The 17,270-nt window shown below is 71.6% G+C and carries 12 protein-coding genes; 3 read left to right on the top strand and 9 right to left on the bottom strand.

The annotated features are described in order from the left end of the window. Positions 1 to 13: 13 nt before the first annotated feature. Positions 14 to 5,485, bottom strand: a complete 5,472-nt coding sequence (locus IE212_RS35375; RefSeq protein ID WP_190195769.1) for a tetratricopeptide repeat protein — start codon at positions 5,483 to 5,485, stop codon at positions 14 to 16. Further along, on the bottom strand, positions 5,482 to 6,969 hold the full coding sequence (locus IE212_RS01210) for an esterase/lipase family protein (RefSeq protein WP_190195768.1): 1,488 nt from the start codon (positions 6,967 to 6,969) through the stop codon (positions 5,482 to 5,484). Before IE212_RS01210 ends, IE212_RS35375 begins: the two co-directional genes overlap by 4 nt. Before the next feature lie 302 nt (positions 6,970 to 7,271). Between IE212_RS01210 and IE212_RS01205 the strand changes: the two genes are divergently transcribed. Further along, positions 7,272 to 8,063 carry a SigE family RNA polymerase sigma factor gene (locus IE212_RS01205; protein WP_190195767.1) on the top strand — a complete coding sequence of 264 codons (792 nt, stop codon included), beginning with the start codon at positions 7,272 to 7,274 and terminating at the stop codon, positions 8,061 to 8,063. 213 nt (positions 8,064 to 8,276) lie between these two features. Here the strand turns inward: IE212_RS01205 and IE212_RS01200 are convergent, their stop codons facing one another. Beyond that, on the bottom strand, positions 8,277 to 8,981 hold the full coding sequence (locus IE212_RS01200; protein ID WP_373301307.1) for a uridine kinase family protein: 705 nt from the start codon (positions 8,979 to 8,981) through the stop codon (positions 8,277 to 8,279). A gap of 56 nt (positions 8,982 to 9,037) precedes the next feature. Here IE212_RS01200 and IE212_RS01195 point away from each other — a divergent pair, with 56 nt between their 5' ends. Then, positions 9,038 to 9,376, top strand: coding sequence for a hypothetical protein (locus IE212_RS01195; RefSeq protein WP_190195765.1), 339 nt, complete (start codon positions 9,038 to 9,040; stop codon positions 9,374 to 9,376). 95 nt (positions 9,377 to 9,471) lie between these two features. Here IE212_RS01195 and IE212_RS01190 read toward each other — a convergent pair whose 3' ends face one another. The 3 genes from IE212_RS01190 to deoC are packed head-to-tail and all read right to left on the bottom strand — an operon-like array spanning position 9,472 to position 12,753. Then, a complete protein-coding gene (locus IE212_RS01190) occupies positions 9,472 to 10,356 on the bottom strand; it encodes an aldehyde dehydrogenase family protein (protein ID WP_190195764.1) in 885 nt (294 codons plus the stop codon). After that, positions 10,349 to 11,785 carry an aldehyde dehydrogenase family protein gene (locus IE212_RS01185; protein WP_190195763.1) on the bottom strand — a complete coding sequence of 479 codons (1,437 nt, stop codon included), beginning with the start codon at positions 11,783 to 11,785 and terminating at the stop codon, positions 10,349 to 10,351. Before IE212_RS01185 ends, IE212_RS01190 begins: the two co-directional genes overlap by 8 nt. Positions 11,786 to 11,790: 5 nt before the next feature. Next, on the bottom strand, positions 11,791 to 12,753 hold the full coding sequence (gene deoC / locus IE212_RS01180; RefSeq protein WP_190195762.1) for a deoxyribose-phosphate aldolase: 963 nt from the start codon (positions 12,751 to 12,753) through the stop codon (positions 11,791 to 11,793). A 100-nt stretch (positions 12,754 to 12,853) separates the two neighbouring features. Between deoC and IE212_RS01175 the strand changes: the two genes are divergently transcribed. Then, on the top strand, positions 12,854 to 13,561 hold the full coding sequence (locus IE212_RS01175; protein ID WP_190195761.1) for a PH domain-containing protein: 708 nt from the start codon (positions 12,854 to 12,856) through the stop codon (positions 13,559 to 13,561). Between the two features lie 102 nt (positions 13,562 to 13,663). On the opposite strand, the gene IE212_RS01170 is transcribed toward IE212_RS01175, so the two are convergent. The 3 genes from IE212_RS01170 to IE212_RS01160 form a co-directional block, all read right to left on the bottom strand. After that, entirely contained in the window at positions 13,664 to 15,295 is a 1,632-nt protein-coding gene (locus IE212_RS01170; protein ID WP_190195760.1) for a phospho-sugar mutase, read from the bottom strand. A gap of 555 nt (positions 15,296 to 15,850) precedes the next feature. Next, a complete protein-coding gene (locus IE212_RS01165) occupies positions 15,851 to 16,675 on the bottom strand; it encodes a purine-nucleoside phosphorylase (RefSeq protein ID WP_190195759.1) in 825 nt (274 codons plus the stop codon). 104 nt (positions 16,676 to 16,779) lie between these two features. Beyond that, on the bottom strand, positions 16,780 to 17,217 hold the full coding sequence (locus IE212_RS01160) for a gamma-glutamylcyclotransferase family protein (RefSeq protein WP_190195758.1): 438 nt from the start codon (positions 17,215 to 17,217) through the stop codon (positions 16,780 to 16,782). Positions 17,218 to 17,270 lie beyond the last annotated feature (53 nt).

Raw genomic sequence — 17,270 nt, 5'->3', positions numbered from 1 at the left:
CGGCGGCTCCCCGTCACTCGGCATCGGGGACGCTCTGGTCCGCGGGGGCGATCGAAGGCGCGGCCGCGAGGGTGTCGGCCAGCCCGACGAGCGCGGCTGCGTGTTCGGGCCTGCGACGCGCCAGCCGGCGCAGCCGGGCGACGCCGGCGCCGCGCTGCACTTCGGACCCCTGCGCTGCGGCTTCTCTCATCAGCTGGGCGGGGTCCGACGCCTCCGGGCCGGCGCCGGCCGGGCCGGGGAAGAGAGCCGAGCGGACAGCGAACAAGAACGGCGTGACGAAGGAGGTTCGCTGGATGCCCGGCATGGCGAGGAACAGAGGGCGCAGGGCCTCGACGTCACCCTGATCCAGCAGGTCCATCGCGGTGTCGACCGCGGCCGCCGGGTCCGTGATGGCGTCGTACACGTCATGCGGGGGGAGCCGGTCCGTGAGTTCCAGAATGCCGAGGTGTTGCAGAGACGCGTCGTCGTTCTCGTCGGAGCCGAGCAGCTCCCGCACCTCGGGATCGGAGCACAGGCGTTCCCTGTGCTCCATGAGGAACGCCAGGTCCTCGTTCCAGGTGGACGTGTTCAACCAGCGGCTCACGAGGTCATGCCGCTCCCGAGCTGTCCGGATGTCCCGCAGCACGTTGTCCAGACCGTGCTTCTGAGAGGCATCGAGAATGTTCATCAGCATTCTGCACTTGACGGACTCCGGATACAGCTCCTGAAGAGTGCGCAGACTCGCCTGCCCTTCGTCGCTTCGGAGGAGCTGGTTCGCCTCGTGGAGCAGGGTCTCCTGTTCGCTCCCGTCCTCTGAGGCCAGCCACTTGGCGAACCAGTCCTCGACCTCGGGCGACAGCGCCGCCGTGACCCAGGGCGGAAACTCCCCACGCTTGCCGTCCAGAGCGGGGCGTGCCGCGGAGTTGTCGGCCAGGAAGGAGAAGGAGACGCGCGTGGCACGTCGAGATCGTCCCGTCCACTCCGGGTCGTCTTCCTCCTCGGTTCGTAGGGCGGCGAGCAGCAGGTCGTCGACAGCGCCGTCGGCATCGTCTGCGAGGAGACGCCAAGCCGCACGGAACGCGAGCAGGCTCGCGTGTGGGCCTGGGGCCAGCCCCGCCAGCCAGTGGTCGGAGGCGCGGATGGCGGCCTTCATGCCCATGGCTTCCCGATGCCAGCCGGCGAGGTTGTTGAGGGCGCCTGCGAGGTTGGGGAGGTAGGCGGCGGGGTTGGCCCGGGTGAGGGTGCGGTAGTGGTCGACGGCTTCGCTGGCGGTGGTGAGGGCGGCCTGGCGGTCGCCGTTCTCGCTTTGCTCCTTGGCGAGGTTGTTGAGGGTGGTGGCGAGGTTGGGGAGGTAGGCGGCGGGGTTGGCCTGGGTGAGGGCGCGGTAGTGCTCGACGGCTTCGGTGGCGGTGGTGAGGGCGGCTTGGCGGTCGCCGTGGTCGCTTTGCTGGATGGCGAGGTTGTTGAGGGCGCCTGCGAGGTTGGGGAGGTAGGCGGCGGGGTTGGCCCGGGTGAGGGCGCGGTAGTGCTCGACGGCTTCGGTGGCGGTGGTGAGGGCGGCCTGGCGGTCGCCGGTCTCCCTGTGGCGAACGGTGAGGTTGTTGAGGGCGCCTGCGAGGTTGGGGAGGTAGGCGGCGGGGCTGGCCTGGGTGAGGGCGCGGTAGTGCTCGACGGCTTCGGTGGCGGTGGTGAGGGCGGCCTGGCGGTCGCCGCTAGCGCCTTGCTGGATAGCGAGGTTGTTGAGGGTGGTGGCGAGGTTGGGGAGGTAGGCGGCGGGGCTGGCCTGGGCGAGCGTGCGGTAGTGGTCGACGGCTTCGGTCGTCGTGGTGAGGGCGGCTTGGCGGTTCCCGTTCTCGCTTTGCTGGATGGCGAGGTTGTTGAGGGCGCCTGCGAGGTTGGGGAGGTAGGCGGCGGGGCTGGCTTGGGTGAGAGTGCGGTAGTGGTTGACGGCTTCCGTGGCGGTGGTGAGGGCGGCTTGGCGGTCTCCGTTCTCGTTTTGCTGGATGGCGAGGTTGTTGAGGGCCATGGCGAGGTCGGGGAGGTAGGCGGCGGGGCTGGCCTGGGTGAGAGTGCGGTAGTGGTTGACGGCTTCGGTGGCGGTGGTGAGGGCGGCTCGGCGGTCGCCGTTGTCGCTTTGGCGGTTGGCGAGGTTGTTGAGGGCGCCTGCGAGGTTGGGGAGGTAGGCGGCGGGGTTGGCCTGGGTGAGAGTGCGGTAGTGCTCGACGGCTTCGGTGGCGGTGGTGAGGGCGGCTTGGCGGTCGCCGTTGTCGCTTTGGCGGTTGGCGAGGTTGTTGAGGGCGCCTGCGAGGTGGGGGAGGTAGGCGGCGGGGTTGGCCTGGGTGAGAGTGCGGTAGTGGTTGACGGCTTCGGTGGTGGTGGTGAGGGCGGCTTGGCGGTCGCCGTTGTCGCTTTGGCGGTTGGCGAGGTTGTTGAGGGCGGCTGCGAGGTCGGGGAGGTGGGCGGCGGGATTGTCCTCGACCAGGGCTCTTCGGATGGTGACGGCTTCGGTGGCGGTGGCCAGGGCGGCTTGGCGGTCTCCGTTCTCGCCTTGCTGGATGGCGAGGTTGTTGAGGGCCATGGCGAGGTCGGGGAGGTAGGCGGCGGGGTTGTCCTCTACCAGGGCTCTTCGAATGGTGACGGCTTCGGTGGCGGTGGCCAGGGCGGCTTGGCGGTCTCCGTTCTCGCCCTGGCGGCCGGCCAGGTTGTTGAGGGCCATGGCGAGGTCGGGGAGGTAGGCGGCGGGGTTGTCCTCGACGAGGGCTCTTCGGATGGTGACGGCTTCGGTGGCGGTGGCCAGGGCGGCTTGGCGGTCTCCGTTCTGGCTCTGCTGGTTGGCGAGGTTGTTGAGGGCGCCCGCGAGGTTGGGGAGGTGGGCGGCGGGGTTGTGCTCGACCAGGGCTCTTCGGATGGTGACGGCTTCGGTGGCGGTGGCCAGGGCGGCTCGGCGGTCTCCGATCTCGCTCTGCTGGATGGCGAGGTTGCTGAGGGCGGCTGCGAGGTCGGGGAGATGGGCGGGGCGGTTGACCTCGGCCAGATCTCGGTAGTGGTCGACGGCTTCGGTGGCGGTGGCCAGGGCGGCTTGGCGGTCTCCGTTCTCGCCTTGCTGGATGGCGAGGTTGTTGAGGGCGGCTGCGAGGTTGGGGAGATGGGCGGGGCGGTTGACCTCGGCCAGATCTCGGTAGTGGTCGACGGCTTCGGTGGTGGTGGCCAGGGCGGCTTGGCGGTCGCCGTTGTCCCTCTGTTGAACGGCGAGGTTGTTGAGGGCCATGGCCAGGTCGGGCAGGTATGTATCGGCATCGGCCTCAGCCAGTCCCCGGTAGCAGCGAACTGCCTCGGTAGCCGACGCCAGAGCGGCTTCACGCTCACCACTTTCGTTCTGGCGCACGGCCAGATTGTTGAGCCACGAGGCCCGCGCCGCCGACTCCGGCTCCATACCGTCGCCGGGACCCTGCGGAGCCGACCGTTGCGTCGCGATCAGCGCCAGCCGGAGCAGATTCGTGTTGCCCATGGGAAGCGTGGCGGCCAGTTCGGCCAGCGGCAGCCAGTTCTCCTCCGACTCGGCGACCTGTTCCAGCGCCCGCACGAACGGCCCGCCCTGCGTGGCCGCCACCGCCAGCGCCGGCACCCACAGATCGTGGACATCGTTCAAGGCCGCGCCAACAAGGCCGGTCGCCACCTCCGCGCCGCTCGACGCACTCACCCGTGACAGCCCCACACACGCGTTCAGTAGTTCGTCCTCGTCCGCCTGCTTCAGGCACCGCCGCAACAGGGCCCGGTCGGAGCCGAACTCGGCGGCGGCCAGATGTGATCCCACGGGGTCCGGGCGAACCGCGAGCGATCCGTCCTCAGGCGTGACAGGCAGGAGCTCCACGAACAACTCGGCGACTTCCTGTCGCCACTTGGGATCCTTGGCCAAGCCCTCGACCGCCTCGAGCGCGTTGCTCAGCCGCTCCGCCCGGGGAGCGAGGAGGCTGATGCAGGCACCGACCGCCCGGAGCAGCCTCTCCGACGGTTTGCCGACCTGAGCCTTGTAGGACTTCTTCCAGTACTTCAGCTCGTGCCGGAGGATCTCCTCGTACAGGTCCTCCTCCGATTCCGGCAGGTCACCACCCTCCTGCCGGGCCGCCAGCCAGCCCAGCATGACCAGGTCCAGCGTGGTCCACCTGCCGGCGTACGGGTCCGGCGGCGGGGTGCCGGCCAGGGCGACACTCCGGGATCCGCCGAAGCTGTGCAGGGCGGCCCGGTACACGTCGTTCTGGCGTGGATGACGGGGCTTGAGCGGTCTGTTCTCCAGAACGTACGGGTGTGCTTCGTGCCGGAGGGAGTCGGCGATCTCCTCCCACCAGCCGCTCACCGTTCGCGCGGTGAGTATCAGGCACGTCGGCTCCGTGCGGCGCCGCACCGCCCGCAGCAGGTTGACGACGTCCGTCGACTTGGCGTCCTCCACGTAGTCCACGACCACCAGCAGGGGCGAGGCCACGTGCCCCAGCCAGCCCAGGTCGCGCGGGTCGGGCGACCGCACGAGGAACCCGGCGTACCAACCCTCCCGGGACAGCCTGCTCGCCAGCTCCGCCGCCAGGCGGGTCTTGCCCGCCCCTCCCGGGCCGTGCAGCAGGGCGATGCGGGTCCGCGGCCCTCCGTCCGGGTCCGGTGCCTGGAACCAGTCCTGCAGGAAATCGAGTTCGTCCCGGGGAAGGAAGCGGATGACGTCGTGCCGTGCCCAGAGTTGCTGAAGAGGGCCCGTCTCGCCGTCGATAGGGACGTACGGCGGTGTCAGCGGGTCCGTGCCCGGGCGGGACGGCAAGGGGTACGACTCGTTGACGCTGTGGCCGAGACCGACGTCGAGCGTGACGATCCAGCGGTCCTGGTCCGTGCCCCGAAGCAGCTCCGTGCCGTACGCGACGGCCTCCTCCCAGCTCAGCCGATGTCGGCGGCGCGCTTCGGCGGCATCGGCCCGCGACGAGACCCCGGTGATGTCGACGGCGAGGTAGGAGCCGGGGGAGTCCTGGTCGTCGGCGAGCTCGCGGAGGAAGTCCGCCGGAAGGGAGTCCCAGGCCGGCTCGGCCTCGTCACGCCGGTACTCCACGTCCGGCCGACCGGACCACCCGCCGTAGAGCCGCACGGCGACCACGGCGTGCGCGGGCGCGCCCGGCCGGACCGGCGGCAGCACGACGATCAGTGGGTGTAAGCCGGCGTACAAACAGGCGCCGGCGAACGTCACGGCCAGATCGAGACAAGTGCCGTGCCGCGGGCTCTCAAGCACCTCGTGCGGGGGCCGGATCGCCTGGAAGCCCGTCTCGCTGCTGCTGGGCTCGTCGACGTACTGGATGCCCCGGGCCGCGAACGCCTCGTAGAGGGCGCGCGCACGCACCGCGGGCGGACCACCGGACGGGCCCGGCATACGGGAGCCGAGGTAGTGTGCCGCCGCCTCGCGCTGGACGTACTGGATCAGTGACCCCGGCTGGTGCTCGGCCGACCAACGCGGCCAGGACGCGGCGGTGTTCAATTCCGTCCCTCCTCGGTCCCGGCCTCGGCGAGGGCGTCGACCACGCCCAGCTCGTCCGTCGCCCGCAGGCGTCCCACGCCCGGCACCCCGGTCGCCGTCACCTCCACCGTGTACAGCCCGGCATCGAGCGGTTCCGCGATCTCCGCCGCCCAGGTGCAGCCCCTGCCATCCTGCGAGACCCCTCGCACCCACGGTGTGATCCGCGGCGGTCTGCCCCGTGCGGCGACCGCCCGCACATGCACCCGGGTCTCCGCCTCGGCCTGCGCGCCGTGCAGTGCGACGCCCACCCGCACGGGTTCACCGGCGAGCACCGATTCGTCGAGATCCAGCCCCAGCCAGGGTCGCTCCGGCTCCTCGCCCCGGACCGACGACAAAGACGCGCCTGTGTACGCGGTCAGGACGTCGACCACCGCCGCACAGGAAGCCAGCGCCAGATGCCTCTCCGGCTGTCCCCGCCAGGTCCCGCGCCTCTCGTCCAGCTCCAGGGGGACAGCCGAGATCGCGGGCACGGAACCGTCGCCGTGCCACTGAGGGTTGGGCAGCCACAGCGGCGCGTCCTTCGTCACGGACAGCACCTGGCGCTCCTCGCGCAGCGACAGTACGGCCCGGGACGGGGTGGCATGCCCGCGCGCGTAGGCGGGGACGACCTCCGGGCGGACCTGTGGGGACAGGTCCTGCCAGGCCGTCTCGATGTCGAGGTGCCGCTGGTACGCGGCCTTGGCCTCCGCCACGGCCAGCAAAGCGCCGTCGAGTTCGTGCGGGTACAGCGTCGCTCCGTCACCGGCGCGCTGCACCGCCGGATAGCGGGGCAGCAGGTCGTACATGGACGGCCACCCGCGCAGCACCCGCGTCAGCCCGGCGAACCGCTTCCGGCTCACCCGCACCCCGTTGACCAGGTAGTCCAGGGCCTTCGGGGCGCCGCGGTGGGGAGTGCCGAGGGTGAGAAGCGCGGCGCAGTCCGGAGCGCCGCCGAGCGGTCCGAGCCAGTAGCGGGCCACCAGACCTCCCATGGAGTGCGCCACGACGATCACCCGGCGATGGCGCACCGCCGGACCCAGGCCGCGCAGCCGGGCGTCCATGTCCGCGGCCAGACGGTGCGCGGCCGGCGCGATGCCCTTCCGGAAGTCGTACGGGAAGAGCACCAGGTCGGCCCGCGGGTCGGGCCTGCGGTCCGGGCGGCTGACGTCGACCCGTACGCCGGCGAACGAACGGCGGACCTGGCGCACGAGACCGGCGTAGCCCGGAAGCACGAACGGGCCGAGCAGGCGGATGTCCGGCACCAGGCCCACCGGTGTGAGGTCCGGGCGGGCGTCCAGGGACAGCCGGTCGGGCCGGACCGCCGCGGCGATCAGGCGGCGTCGGTGCCCGTCCCAGTGAGCCGCTCCCGCGGGCGGCCGTAACACGCTGCCACCGATGCCCGGAATCACCACTACGACATGCTTCAGCCGCTCCACCGCGAGCCCCCGTTCCGCTTCGTCGCGCACCTTGGTGGCGCCGCCCCTGACCGTCTTCCCCGTGGGCGAGTTGGCTGGTGGCGAAGGAAGTCGAGGAGAAGAAGATAGCCCTGGGGGAGTCGTTCTGGGAGGGTTTCCGCACTTCTCGCCCAGCGTGGTACCGCCGGTCCCTGTGAACGGCCCCGGGCCATCCTGTGGCCGCCCCCTGTGACAGGTCTGTGACAGTCGACGGACACGGCGATGAAAGTGCCGAGGCAATCTTTTCGGCACAAGCAGGAAAGCCCGCCGGACCGGCGGGCCGCACACCGGAAGTCCACGACGGGGGGCGCGAGATGAGCACGCTGCACGGCACCACGACCAGCGCAGTGATCACGCGTCTGCACGACGTGAACGGGGGCCGGGGCGGAGAGAAGTCCGGTGCCGTGAGCGGGCGGGGGTGCGCTCGCGGCACCGGGCGTCAGCACACCGGGTTCATGACGGTGGTTGACGCTCGCACGGGGGACGGCAAGGGGCCCGCGGCGGCAGCCGCTGTGGGCACCGTCGGGGGAGCCGCGTACAGGGAGGCCTCGGGGGAGCGCCGCTCGCTGTCGCAGACCGCGGACGCCGAAGCGGCGTTCACGGCCTACGTCCAGGAGCGCCGTGCCTCCCTGTACGCCACCGCCTACCACCTCACCGGTGACCGCTTCGAGGCCGAGGACCTGCTGCAGAGCGCGCTGTTCTCGACCTACAAGGCGTGGGACCGGATCAGTGACAAGGCGGCGGTCGGCGGATACCTCCGCCGCACCATGACGAATCTGCACATCAGCGCCTGGCGGCGCCGCAAGCTCAACGAGTACCCGACCGAGGAACTGCCGGAGACGCCCGGCGACACGGACGCGATGCGCGGCACCGAGCTGCGCGCGGTCCTGTGGCAGGCGCTGGCCCGGCTGCCGGAACTCCAGCGCACCATGCTGGTCCTGCGCTACTACGAGGGCCGCACGGACCCGGAGATCGCGGAGATCCTCGACATCAGTGTCGGCACGGTGAAGTCCAGCATCTGGCGGTCGCTGCGCCGGCTGCGCGAGGACGAGGTCCTCAGCTTCGGCCGTGACGAGGAGGACGCCTTCGGCGAGCTCGTCGCCTGAAGGCCGGGGGAAGCACCACAAGGGCCCACGGGGGAACGCGGGCCGACGGGGGACCTGAGGAGACGCTGGGGGGCGTCCCCTTCAGGAAAGTTCAGGAAAGCGGGGGATCGGGGGAATCGGGGGAGGACAACGGGGGAGCACAGGAGCGGGACTGGAGGGCCGGGGGGTCCGTCCAGTCCCGCTTCCTTTTCGTCTCGTCCGCGCGCCGCTCGCTCAGGCCGCCGTACGCAGACCCGCGCACCTGCCCGCCGCTGCCGCCGCCAGCCGGCCCATCGCCTCGTCCCGGTCACAGGCGTACGCGCCGAGCGCGGTCTGCCGGGCGACGATCGAACGCTCCTCACGCATCAGGCGCCACCCGCGACGCAGCAGGAACGGCACCGACTTGCGGCCCTCCCTGAGGTCCCGCAGGAAGCGGCGGCGGAACGTCTTCACCGGGCCGCGGCTCAGGCACAGCGCGTCGGCGAGGACCCCGAGTTCCCGGCAGCGCGTGACGATCTCCGCGGCGAAGATGCCCTCCGCGATGAACAGCGGGGTCCGCCCGATGTCGACCGTCTCCTCGCCGGTCCGGGCGCTGAGCGCGATGTCGTAGACGGGGACGTCCGTACGGCCCGTGCGGCACAGCTGGACGATCGCGGCCACGGCGGTGTCCGCGTCCCACGAGCCGGGATGGTCCCAGTCGATGTCGGAACTCCCCGCCACCAGCGGCAGCGTCGGGTCGTCGCCCTCCTTGTAGAAGTCGTCGAGCCGCAGCACCGGGAGGCCGGAGCGGGCCGCGAGGAGGGACTTGCCGGAGCCGGAGGGGCCGCAGAGCAGCACGACTCGCGTCGGTATGGGGAGAGGGGAACTCACGGGACACCAGTGTGAGGCATCCACCGGGCACCGTACGACCCCGCGGGGTGCCTTTGATGCGCGCGTCACACCTCGACTACGCTTCGTGCCGATTCGACTACCCAGCGCGCCGGAAGGTGGCAGTGATGGCCCGACACGACTCCCCCAGGAAACCGGCCGCCCGGAGCGCCCTGGCCGTCCTCGCGATCGCGGGCGCGGCACTGGGAGCGGGCGCGGCGACGGCCGCGGCGGACGCCGCCCGGACCGCGACCGACACCCTGGGCCACGTCACCGGGCCGGCCGCGGACCTCAAGCCGAATGCCCTCGCGGGCACGGGGGTCGACCCGCTCGACAACGGAGTCGGTACGCAGGTCGCCGACTTCAAGCCGGTGGAGTCGCGGGCGGTGACGGGGCCGGTGGCTCAGGCGCCGTCGATCGGGAGCCTCCCCGTGGCACGGCAGGTCACCCAGCGGCCCTCGCGGTAGGTCACCACCCCCGGCGGGCCCGCCGCCGCGCCATGCGAGAGAGGTCCCGGCCCTCCTGGACGGAGGAGGTCCGGGACTTCCGTGTGGCGGCGGGGCTAGTACGAGGAACCCGACGCGCCCAGTGACCCCGTGGGGTGCCAGACCGTTTTCGTCTCCAGGAACGCCGTCATGCGGTCGATGCCGGGCGTCTCCGCGTAATCCACAGGCTGTGGACGGAGAACGCGCTTGAGGTTGTCGGCGGCCGCGATCTCCAGGTCCTTCGCCAGCTCCTCGTCGGCGCCCGCCAGGTCGATCGCGTTGACGTCCTGGTGGGACGCCAGCGGGGTCGCGATCTCCGCCGTACGGCCCGAGAGGACGTTGACCACACCGCCGGGGACGTCCGAGGTGGCCAGCACCTCCGCCAGGGACAGCGCGGGCAGCGGGGACTTCTCGCTCGCCACCACGACCGCCGTGTTGCCCGTGGCGATCACCGGGGCGAGCACCGACACCAGGCCCAGGAACGACGACTCCTGCGGGGCCAGCACCGCGACCACGCCGGTCGGCTCGGGGGAGGAGAGGTTGAAGAAGGGGCCCGCGACCGGGTTGCCGCCGCCGACCACCTGGGCGATCTTGTCGGTCCAGCCCGCGTACCAGACCCAGCGGTCGATCGTGGCGTCCACGACCGCCGCGGACCTGGACTTCGACAGCCCTTCGGCGTCGGCCACCTCGCGCACGAACTGGTCGCGGCGGCCCTCCAGCATCTCGGCGACCCGGTAGAGCACCTGGCCGCGGTTGTACGCCGTCGCGCCCGACCAGGCGCCGAACGCCTTGCGGGCCGCGACGACCGCGTCCCGGGCGTCCTTGCGGGAGGAGAGGGGGGCGTTGGCCAGCCACCTGCCCTTTGCGTCGGTCACCTCGTACACCCGGCCGCTCTCGGAACGCGGGAACTTGCCGCCCACGTACAGCTTGTAGGTCTTCAGGACGGTGAGCCGATCAGACATCGAGGTACGCCTCCAGGCCGTGGCGGCCGCCCTCGCGGCCGAAGCCCGACTCCTTGTAGCCGCCGAACGGCGACGTCGGGTCGAACTTGTTGAACGTGTTGGACCAGACGACGCCCGCGCGCAGCTTGTTCGCGACCGCCAGGATGCGGGAGCCCTTCTCCGTCCAGATACCGGCGGACAGGCCGTACTGCGTGTTGTTGGCCTTGGCGACCGCCTCGTCCGGGGTGCGGAAGGTCAGCACCGACAGCACCGGGCCGAAGATCTCGTCGCGGGCGATCCGGTGCGCCTGGGTGACGTTCGTGAACAGCGTCGGGGCGAACCAGTAGCCGCTCTCCGGCAGTTCGCACGCCGGTGACCAGCGCTCGGCGCCCTCCGCCTCGCCCTGCTCGACGAGGGAGGTGATACGCGTGAGCTGCTCCTCGGAGTTGATCGCGCCGATGTCCGTGTTCTTGTCCAACGGGTCGCCGAGACGCAGCGTGGACAGGCGGCGCTTCAGCGACTCCAGGAGCTCCTCCTGGATCGACTCCTGCACCAGCAGGCGGGAGCCCGCACAGCAGACCTGGCCCTGGTTGAAGAAGATGCCGTTGACGATGCCCTCGACGGCCTGGTCGACGGGGGCGTCGTCGAAGACGATGTTGGCGCCCTTGCCGCCCAGCTCCAGCGTGAGCTTCTTGCGGGTGCCGGCGACCGTGCGGGCGATCTCCTTGCCGACGGCCGTGGAGCCCGTGAAGGCGACCTTGTTCACGTCCGGGTGGGCGACCAGCGCCGCGCCCGTGTCGCCGTAGCCCGGCAGGATGTTGACGACGCCCTTGGGCAGGCCCGCCTGGCGGCAGATGTCCGCGAAGAACAGCGCCGAGAGCGGGGTGGTCTCGGCCGGCTTCAGGACGACCGTGTTGCCGGTGGCGAGGGCGGGGGCGATCTTCCACGCCAGCATGAGCAGGGGGAAGTTCCAGGGGATGACCTGGCCCGCCACGCCGAGCGGCTGCGGGTCCGCGCCGAAGCCCGCGTGGCCGAGCTTGTCGGCCCAGCCCGCGTAGTAGAAGAAGTGGGCGGCGACCAGGGGCAGGTCGGCGTCCCTCGTCTCCTTGATCGGCTTGCCGTTGTCGAGGGTTTCGAGGACGGCCAGCTCGCGGGAGCGCTCCTGGATGATCCGCGCGATACGGAACAGGTACTTGGCGCGCTCCGAGCCGGGCAGCGCCGACCACTTCCCGAAGGCCCCGCGCGCGGCCCTCACCGCACGGTCGACGTCCTCCGCACCGGCCTGGGCGATCTCGGAGAGGACCTCCTCGGTCGACGGGGAGACCGTCTTGAAGACCTTGCCGCCGGCGGCTTCGGTGAACTCCCCGTCGATGAACAGGCCGTACGAGGGCGCGATGTCGACGACCGAGCGGGACTCGGGGGCCGGGGCGTATTCGAATGCAGATGCCATGGTGATCAGTCCACCGTCACGTAGTCGGGGCCGGAGTAGCGGCCGGTGGCCAGCTTCTGGCGCTGCATCAGCAGGTCGTTCAGCAGCGAGGAGGCGCCGAAGCGGAACCAGTGGTTGTCCAGCCAGTCCTCGCCCGCCGTCTCGTTGACCAGGACGAGGAACTTGACGGCGTCCTTGGAGGTGCGGATGCCGCCGGCCGGCTTCACGCCGACCTGGATGCCGGTCTGAGCCCGGAAGTCCCGTACGGCTTCCAGCATCAGGAGGGTGTTGGCGGGGGTCGCGTTGACGGCGACCTTGCCGGTCGAGGTCTTGATGAAGTCCGCCCCCGCCAGCATGCCGAGCCAGCTCGCGCGGCGGATGTTGTCGTACGTCGACAACTCGCCCGTCTCGAAGATGACCTTCAGGCGGGCGGACGTCCCGCAGGCCTCCTTCACGGCGGTGATCTCGTCGTACACCTTCAGGTACCGGCCCGCGAGGAACGCCCCGCGGTCGATGACCATGTCGATCTCGTCGGCGCCCGCGGCGACGGCCTCACGGACGTCGGCCAGCTTGACGCCGATCGGGGCGCGGCCCGCCGGGAACGCCGTGGCGACGGAGGCGACCTTCACGCCGGAACCGGCCACGGCCTCCTTGGCCACGGGCACCATGTCGGGATAGACGCAGACCGCGGCCGTGCTGGGCGCCGTGCGGTCGGTGGGGTCGGGGTTGACCGCCTTCGCGCCGAGCGCCCGGACCTTGCCCGGGGTGTCCGCGCCTTCCAGCGTCGTCAGGTCGACCATCGAGATGGCGAGGTCGATGGCGTACGCCTTCGCGGTCGTCTTGATCGAACGGGTACCGAGGGAGGCCGCACGCCCCTCGAGTCCGACCGCGTCGACGCCGGGGAGCCCGTGGAGGAAGCGGCGCAGCGAGCTGTCGGACGCGGCGACGTCCTTGAGGGGGTGAGCTGCGGTGAGTGCAGTACTGGGCATGGTCACCAGACGAGCATATCTACGCGCGTAGCGGCTGTACAGCCCTCCGGTTGTCCCGGGGCGATGACCGGCGTACGAGCGGGTCCGGCAGAATCGAGACATGACGAGCCCCGAGTCCCAGTCACCAGCGCCGCAGCCCGAGTCCAAGGAGCGGGTGTACCGGTCGGCCCCGGCCATCGCCGGTGGTGTGCTGCTGCTCGCCGTCGTCGGGTGGATCGGGATCGACGCCGTGATCTCGGGGGAGGGACGCACGCCGTGGCTGGCACTCGCGCTGATGCTCCTCATCGTGCCGCTGGTCGTCGCCTTCACCCTGCGGCCGGCGGTGTACGTGGGCGACGACCGGCTGCGCATCCGCAACCCGTTCCGCGTCATCGCGCTGCCCTGGGGGCAGGTCGCCTCGCTGAAGTCCGCCTACTCGAACGAGGTCCTCACCGAGTCCGGCACCAAGTACCAGCTCTGGGCCGTGCCGGTCTCGCTGCGCGCCCGCAAGAGGGCCGCGCGGCGTGAGATGCGGGCGACGGCGCAGGCGCGGCGGGCCATGGGACGGGACGAGGGGCGTGGCGGTGCGCTCGGCATGGGTGCGGGGCCGGGCGCGGGGCCGGTGTTCGGCGCTGGTCCCGACCGCATGTCCGACGGGCCGGTGCGGGCGGAGACCGACCGGATCATGGATGAACTGCGCGGACTGCACGAGGCGCGGCACGGGGCGGAGACGGCGCAGGGCGAGGTGACCGTGCGGTGGGCCTACGAGGTGATGGGGCCGGCGGTTGCCGGGGCGCTGCTGGCGCTGATCTTGGTGCTGGTGGGATGAACCCGGGGGTGAGGCCTTGGGGGTGAGGCCCTGGGGCGTGAGGTCCTGAAGACCACGGGGTGCCCGAACAGGCACCCCGTGGTCTTCTGGTGCCGGCCGTGCTCAGATTCCGGCCGCCGCCGACAGGTCGCGCTTGAGTGACTCCAGCAGCGCCGTCGCCCGGGCGCGGGACGTGGGGAGGTCGGCGTGGGCCGGCACCGGGACGATCACCTCCAGGTAGCACTTCAGCTTCGGCTCGGTGCCGCTCGGGCGGACGATCACCCGTGCGCCGTCGAGGGTGTAGCGCAGGCCGTCGGTGGGCGGGAGGTTCTCCGTGCCCTGGGTCAGGTCCTCGGTGCGGGTGATCGGCAGGCCGGCGAGCTCCGTGGGGGGCTGTTCGCGCAGCCGGCGCATGGCGGCGGCGATGAGTGAGAGGTCCTCGACGCGAACCGAGAGCTGGTCCGTCGCGTGCAGGCCGTGTTCCACCGCCAGGTCGTCGAGGAGGTCGAGGAGCGTGCGGCCCTCCTCCTTGAGGACCGAGGCGAGTTCCGTGATCAGGAGCGCGGCCGTGATGCCGTCCTTGTCGCGTACGCCGTCGGGGTCGACGCAGTAGCCGAGGGCCTCCTCGTAGCCGTAGCGCAGCCCCTGCGCGCGGGCGATCCACTTGAAGCCGGTGAGGGTCTCGACGTGCGTCAGACCCGCCTTCTCGGCGATGCGGCCGAGGAGGGAGGAGGAGACGATCGACTCGGCGAAGGTACCGGTCGCTCCGCGGCGGACCAGGTGGGCGGCGAGGAGCGCGCCGACCTCGTCGCCGCGGAGCATGCGCCAGGCGTCGCCGTCCCGCACGGCGACGGCGCAGCGGTCCGCGTCCGGGTCGTTGGCGATGATCAGGTCCGGGGCGGTCTCGCGTGCGGTGGCGAAGGCCAGGTCCATCGCTCCGGGTTCCTCCGGGTTGGGGAACGCGACGGTCGGGAAGTCCGGGTCGGGGTCGGCCTGCTCGGTGACGAGCTCCGGCTCCGGGAAGCCGGCGCGGGCGAAGGCGGCGAGGAGGACGTCCTTGCCGACGCCGTGCATCGCCGTGTACACCGTGCGGGCGGTGCGGGGGGAGTCCTTGGCCAGGACCGCGTCCGTGCGGGCGAGGTAGGCGTCGAGGACGGTGTCGTCGAGGGTGTCCCAGCCTTCGGTGGGGCGGTGGACGGTGGTGAGGGAGGGGACCGCGGCGATCTCCGCGGCGATGTCGGCGTCGGCGGGCGGGACGATCTGGGAGCCGTCGCCGAGGTACACCTTGTAGCCGTTGTCGCGGGGCGGGTTGTGGCTGGCGGTGACCTCCACGCCGGCGACCGCGCCGAGGTGTCTGATGGCGAAGGCCAGCACGGGGGTGGGGAGGGGGCGGGGGAGGACGGCCGCGCGGAGGCCGGCGCCGGTCATGACGGCGGCGGTGTCCTGGGCGAAGTCGTGTGACTTGTGGCGGGCGTCGTAGCCGATGACGACGAGACCGTTCTCGTGGCCCTGCTTCTTGAGGTACGCGGCGAGGCCGGCGGCGGCGCGGATGACGACCGAGCGGTTCATGCGCATGGGGCCGGCGCCGAGTTCGCCGCGGAGGCCGGCGGTGCCGAACTGGAGGGTGCCGGCGAAGCGGGCGGCGAGTTCGGTGTGGTCCTGGGCGTCGATGAGGCGGGCGAGCTCGGTGCGGGTCTCCGGGTCGGGGTCCTCGGTGAGCCACGCCTGGGCCTGTGCGATGAGTTCGTCGTGCACGGTCTGGGTCAGCCTCTCCGTTGATGGGTGGGTGCGCCTGCGGCGGCCTGCTCGGGTGAGGGCGCTGTTGTGGCGCGTTGCGGTGGGTGGGGGGTCGGGGACGTGCCGGGGGGTGTCCGTCCTCGGAACGGCGCGATGGAGTCGGATACCGAGTGACTCCCCGTTGACGCGCCAACCGCTGCGGGCGGACACCCCCCGACACGTCCCCTTCCGTACGTACGCGGCTGCCGGCCGTCCCAGCTGCCGGCCGTCCTAGCTGCGGGCAGTCGTGCCGCTGGGGCGATGGGGGTCCCCCCTGCTCGAGCGAAGCCGAGAGCTTGGGGGAGGGTGGGCGCAGCGGCACCCCGCAACGCCGGGCCGCGCAACGCCCCGGCCCCCGCACCCACGCCGGGTACCTGGAACCGGGCGCCGACCGCCGCCGCTGCGGGCAGTCGTCCCGCTGGGGCGAGGGGCCCTGCTCGGGCGAAGCCGAGAGTTGGGGGGAGGGTGGGCGCAGCGGCACCCCGTGACGCAGGGCTGCGGACCCACCCGGCTCCCGCACCCATGCCGGGTTGCCTACAGGCGTTCCAGGACCTGGGCGAGCAGCGAGCCCATGCGCGTCGCGGAGTCGCGGCCGGCCTGGAGGACCTCCTCGTGATTCAGGGGCTCCCCGGTCATCCCCGCCGCCAGGTTGGTGACGAGAGAGATGCCGAGAACCTCCGCGCCCGCCTCCCGCGCGGCGATCGCCTCCAGGACCGTCGACATGCCCACCAGATCCGCACCGATGACCCGGGCCATACGGATCTCTGCCGGAGTCTCGTAGTGCGGGCCGGGGAACTGGGCGTAGACGCCCTCCTCCAGCGTGGGGTCGACCTCCTTGCACAGGGCGCGCAGGCGGGGGGAGTAGAGGTCGGTGAGATCGACGAAGTTCGCGCCGATGATGGGGGACGTGGCGGTGAGGTTGATGTGGTCGCTGATCAGGACCGGCTGGCCGGGGCGCATGCCTTCGCGCAGGCCGCCGCAGCCGTTGGTGAGGACGACCGTCTTGCAGCCGGCCGCCACCGCGGTGCGGACACCGTGGGCGACGGCGGCCACGCCGCGGCCCTCGTAGTAGTGGGTACGGCCGAGGAAGACCAGGGCGCGCTTGTCGCCGGTCCGGTAGGAGCGGATCTTGCCGCCGTGCCCTTCGACCGCCGGCGGCGGGAAACCGGGCAGCTCGGTGACCTGGAGCTCGGCCTCGGGAGCGCCGAGGGCGTCCACGGCCGGGGCCCAGCCGGAGCCCATCACCAGGGCGACGTCGTGGGTCTCGGCGCCTGTCAGTTCGCGCAGGCGGGCCGCGGCGGCGTCGGCGGCGGCGTGCGGGTCGCCCTGCAGGTCGTCCGGAAGAAGAGATGCGTTCACGCGGACGAGGGTAGCCGGTGATTGCCTACGCGCGTAGATGTTGGAGCCGACGGGGTGGGGATCGTTGTCTTGTCGTTTCCAACAGGAGGGGAGGGTTGTGACTGTCAGCAGGGGCGCTTGCGGAGCTCCATGACGTAGTCGTGAGGGGCGCCGGCCGATTCGGCGGCGTCGGCGATCTCGCCCAGGTGGCGGGCGGAGGGCAGGCCGCCCTCGTACGCGTTCAGGGCGAAGGCCCACGCAGGCTCCTCGCCGTCCAGGGTGTGCACCCGTACGCGTGTGCGGCGGTAGATGTCGAGGCCCACGCCTTCCCAGCGGTCGAGTGACTCCTCGTCCATGGGGGCGATGTCGTACAGCGCGACGAAGACCTGGGAGACGGGGTCCTCCACGATCGTCGGCAGGGCACCCTCCCAGCCCATGTGCTCACCGCCGAACGTCAGCCGCCACCCGTTCAGCCAGCCGGTGGCGCGCAGCGGCGAGTGCGGGGCGCGGCGGGACATCAGCCGCGCGTCGAGGTTGCCGGCGTACGCGGCGTAGAGCGACATGGGGAGAGGGTACGGCAGGTGGCCCGGCGTCACTCGCGTAACAGAGCCGCATC

The sequence above is a fragment of the Streptomyces djakartensis genome, from assembly GCF_014651075.1.
In the GTDB taxonomy this organism is placed as follows: domain Bacteria; phylum Actinomycetota; class Actinomycetes; order Streptomycetales; family Streptomycetaceae; genus Streptomyces; species Streptomyces djakartensis.
This window is presented reverse-complemented; position numbering and strand designations above follow the sequence as displayed.

Bases quoted from the DNA above. Each gene is read 5' to 3' on its own strand.
- IE212_RS01205 (WP_190195767.1), top strand. From the start codon at position 7,272: ATGAGCACGCTGCACGGCACCACGACCAGCGCAGTGATCACGCGTCTG.
- IE212_RS01195 (WP_190195765.1), top strand. From the start codon at position 9,038: ATGGCCCGACACGACTCCCCCAGGAAACCGGCCGCCCGGAGCGCCCTG.
- IE212_RS01190 (WP_190195764.1), bottom strand. From the start codon at position 10,356: ATGTCTGATCGGCTCACCGTCCTGAAGACCTACAAGCTGTACGTGGGC.
- IE212_RS01185 (WP_190195763.1), bottom strand. From the start codon at position 11,785: ATGGCATCTGCATTCGAATACGCCCCGGCCCCCGAGTCCCGCTCGGTC.
- deoC (WP_190195762.1), bottom strand. From the start codon at position 12,753: ATGCCCAGTACTGCACTCACCGCAGCTCACCCCCTCAAGGACGTCGCC.
- IE212_RS01175 (WP_190195761.1), top strand. From the start codon at position 12,854: ATGACGAGCCCCGAGTCCCAGTCACCAGCGCCGCAGCCCGAGTCCAAG.
- IE212_RS01160 (WP_190195758.1), bottom strand. From the start codon at position 17,217: ATGTCGCTCTACGCCGCGTACGCCGGCAACCTCGACGCGCGGCTGATG.